Source organism: Candidatus Palauibacter scopulicola (genome assembly GCF_947581915.1).
Lineage (GTDB): Bacteria > Gemmatimonadota > Gemmatimonadetes > Palauibacterales > Palauibacteraceae > Palauibacter > Palauibacter scopulicola.
Map to the genome: position 1 here is coordinate 1 of NZ_CANPWG010000032.1, position 2,814 is coordinate 2,814.

Here is a 2,814-nt window from a genome sequence, read left to right on the forward strand (position 1 = left end):
TGGAAGGAGAGGATGCGGGTGCCGCGCTCGCCCTTCCTGACCTGTCCGCCCCGGGTTTGGATCTGGCGGTAGGTGCCCCAGCGCACGTCGCCGTAGCCCATCTCCTGTTGCACGGAGGCGAGGTGCAGGCTGTTGCCGCCCCGATAGGAGCGGTCGGTGTCCACGTTCATGGGCATGACGCGCTCGCCGGGCGCCCAGGGCTTCTGCCACGGCGCGGTGCCCTGCCGGATCTGCTCGATGATCGCGTCGGCGAACTTGCGGTGGTATTCGTCGTGGTTCATGCGTCCACCTCCTCGCCGTGCGGATCGTCCCAGGCGGCCATGATCTCGTCCTCGGTCCCCACGTCCTCGGGGAAGAGGCCGTACTCCTCGGCCAGGAAGAGCTTGACTTCGAGCGTGTCGCCGCTGTCGCGCGCGAGTTCGCGGTCGAAGTCCTCGAACGTCTCGACGCGGATGGTCCCGTCGATGCTTGTCATGCGTTCACCTCCTTCGGTGGTTGGGTGGTCCATGTCGGTTCGGTGATCCAGCGGCCGGTGGCCGCGTCGTAGCCGCGCACTTCGAGTGCCTCCTCGACGAATCGCCTCCCTTCCCGGCGCGTCACATGCAACACGAGCGCGATCCCGTCCACGACGCCCCGGCAGGTGACTTCCCAGGGCAGCGCGTCCCGGGCCTGCATGGCGCAACTCGCGAGGCGCGAGAGCGCGGAGCGGGCGTTGTTGGCGTGGATGGTCGTGAGCGATCCGCCGTGCCCGGTGTTGAGTGCCTGGAGCAGGTCGGCGGCCTCGCCGCCCCGGACCTCGCCGACGACGATGTGGTCGGGCCGGTGGCGGAGCGCGTGGCGCACCAGGTCGCGGATCGAGACGGGCGTGTCGTGGGTGGCCCCGGCCTCGAACCGGAGGCAGTTGGCGCGGTCGATCCTGAGTTCCAGCGTGTCCTCGATGGCAACGATCCGCTCGTCCTCGGGCAGCAGTTCGATCAGCGCGTTCAGGAGCGTGGTCTTGCCCGAGCCGGTGCCCCCTGAGACGAGGATGTTCCTCCGGGCCGCGAGCATGGCCCGCGCGGCTTCGAGCGCCTCTTCCGGCAGCGAGCCCATGCGCACGAGATCCTCGGCGGAGAACGCGCGGCCCCCGAACCGCCGTATGGTGATGGCGACCTCGGGCGCGGCGGGCGGCGTGCAGATGGCGACCCGGGATCCGTCCTCCAGCCGAGCGTCCAGGATGGGCCGGGCGGCGGGATCGAGCCCGAGCGGCCGGGCGATGTGGATCGCCGCGCGGTGAAGCCAGGCCGCAGTGAGCGCGGGCGCCTCGTGGGGTTCCAGCCTACCGGCCCGCTCGACCCAGACGTTGCCGGGTCCGTTGATCATGATCTCGGAGACATCGGGGTCTTCGAGCAGACCCTCCAGCCCCGGAAGGAACGGGGCGAGATGGCCCACGCCGCTCGCGCGCTTCATATCCGCCCCTCCTCGCGCTGCCGCCAGTAGCCCGTCTCCCTCGGCAGGTAGTGGGGCTTGAGATAGACGCGCCGGGCGGGGAGAGACTTGACGCCGTCGTACGGAAGGCAGATCGCCTGATAATTGGCGAGCAGCCCAAACTGGCGGGGCGTGAACACCGGCTCCCTCTGTTGCCGGAACGACTTGCTCGCCCCGAGTTGGCCGTCGCCGCCCCCGGCCCGTCCGGACAGGAGCGAGAACTCGGGCTTGTTCGAGGTCTCGGTGAACGTGTAGGACGCCTGCGTCTTCTTGACATCGCCGCACATGTCGGACGCGATCTTGGCCGAGGCGTCGTCGGACAGCGACAGGAAGATCCGGGTGCGGAGCGTCTGGACGAGCGTGCGCCACGCCTCACCCGAGGGGAGCACGGAGCGGAGCGAGGAGAGCGACTGCGTGGCGACGATGGGGATGCAGCGGCACTGGCGCGTGAGCGCGAACGCCTTCTCGTCGCCCGACGGATCGTCCTGTCCGACGGTCGCGAAAGCCTGATATTCGTCGCAGACGAACACGGCGGGCCGCATGTAGCGTTCGGGCCGAAGCGCGGCTTCGGCCGGACGCCGGAGCAGCGCCTGCATCCAGGCGTTCTTGAGGAACACGCCGATGGCGCGTGCCAGCGCGGGGTTGGCCCCGGCGGGCATGTTGAGCGCGAGCACCTTGCCGCCCTCGATCAACTCGGCGAGCGGCGGCAGCCTGCGCCGGAGTCCCGGCATGGGCTGCACGTCCGGGACCTCCTCGTCCTCCTCGCCGTCCGTCCGTGCGTCCGGGGCGTCGTCCTTCCGCGGCGGCGGGCAGAACACGCGCGCCACGTCCGGCTGATCGAAGAGCGACAGGAACACCGAGATGCCTTCGACGATCGAGGTGCGGAGCTTGGCATCGAGCTTCAGCCAGTCGTGCCGGTACCACCGCTCGACGGCCTCCACCTGCTCGGCGTACTCGCGGCCCGCCCCGCTTCCCACCGGCTCCGTGGCGTACTCGACCTTCAGCTCCGCGAGAAGCGCCGCGCGTTCCGGATCGAGGGAACACGCCACCGTGTCGCTGCCGGCCGCCATGTCCCAATCCCAAGCACCGAGCGTCTTCTTGTGCTTGGTGAGAACCTTCGCGGCGGTGACAACCCGCATGGGGCACCGCCGAAGGGCCTCCGCCTTCGCCTCCCCGATCTTGTTCGAGAAGAGCTTCGCGTCGACCGTGCAGCGGTAGATGTCGCGAAGCGTGACCCAGCCGCCCGGCAGGAGCCGGTGGAGTTCAACGATCCAGCGGACTGGGGACAGCCAGAATCCCGACAGGAAATCTTCTAACTACATACAGGACTGCACGATCTGCGTTTCC

General features: G+C 69.2%; 4 protein-coding genes. All 4 read right to left on the minus strand.

Annotation, left to right across the window (positions count from 1 at the left end; genetic code table 11):
- On the minus strand, positions 1 to 281 hold a 281-nt coding region (locus tag RN743_RS06145; protein WP_310777616.1), incomplete at its 3' end, for an ArdC family protein.
- Positions 278 to 475, minus strand: a complete 198-nt coding sequence (locus RN743_RS06150) for a hypothetical protein (protein WP_310777619.1) — start codon at positions 473 to 475, stop codon at positions 278 to 280. The genes RN743_RS06145 and RN743_RS06150, both read right to left, overlap by 4 nt.
- The gene (locus tag RN743_RS06155) at positions 472 to 1,449 is read right to left on the minus strand and encodes an ATPase, T2SS/T4P/T4SS family (protein WP_310777622.1); all 978 of its coding nucleotides are present in this window, start codon (positions 1,447 to 1,449) and stop codon (positions 472 to 474) included. Before RN743_RS06155 ends, RN743_RS06150 begins: the two co-directional genes overlap by 4 nt.
- Complete coding sequence (locus tag RN743_RS06160) at positions 1,446 to 2,606, minus strand: TraM recognition domain-containing protein (RefSeq protein WP_310777625.1); 1,161 nt, start codon at positions 2,604 to 2,606, stop codon at positions 1,446 to 1,448. Before RN743_RS06160 ends, RN743_RS06155 begins: the two co-directional genes overlap by 4 nt.
- Positions 2,607 to 2,814: the final 208 nt, after the last annotated feature.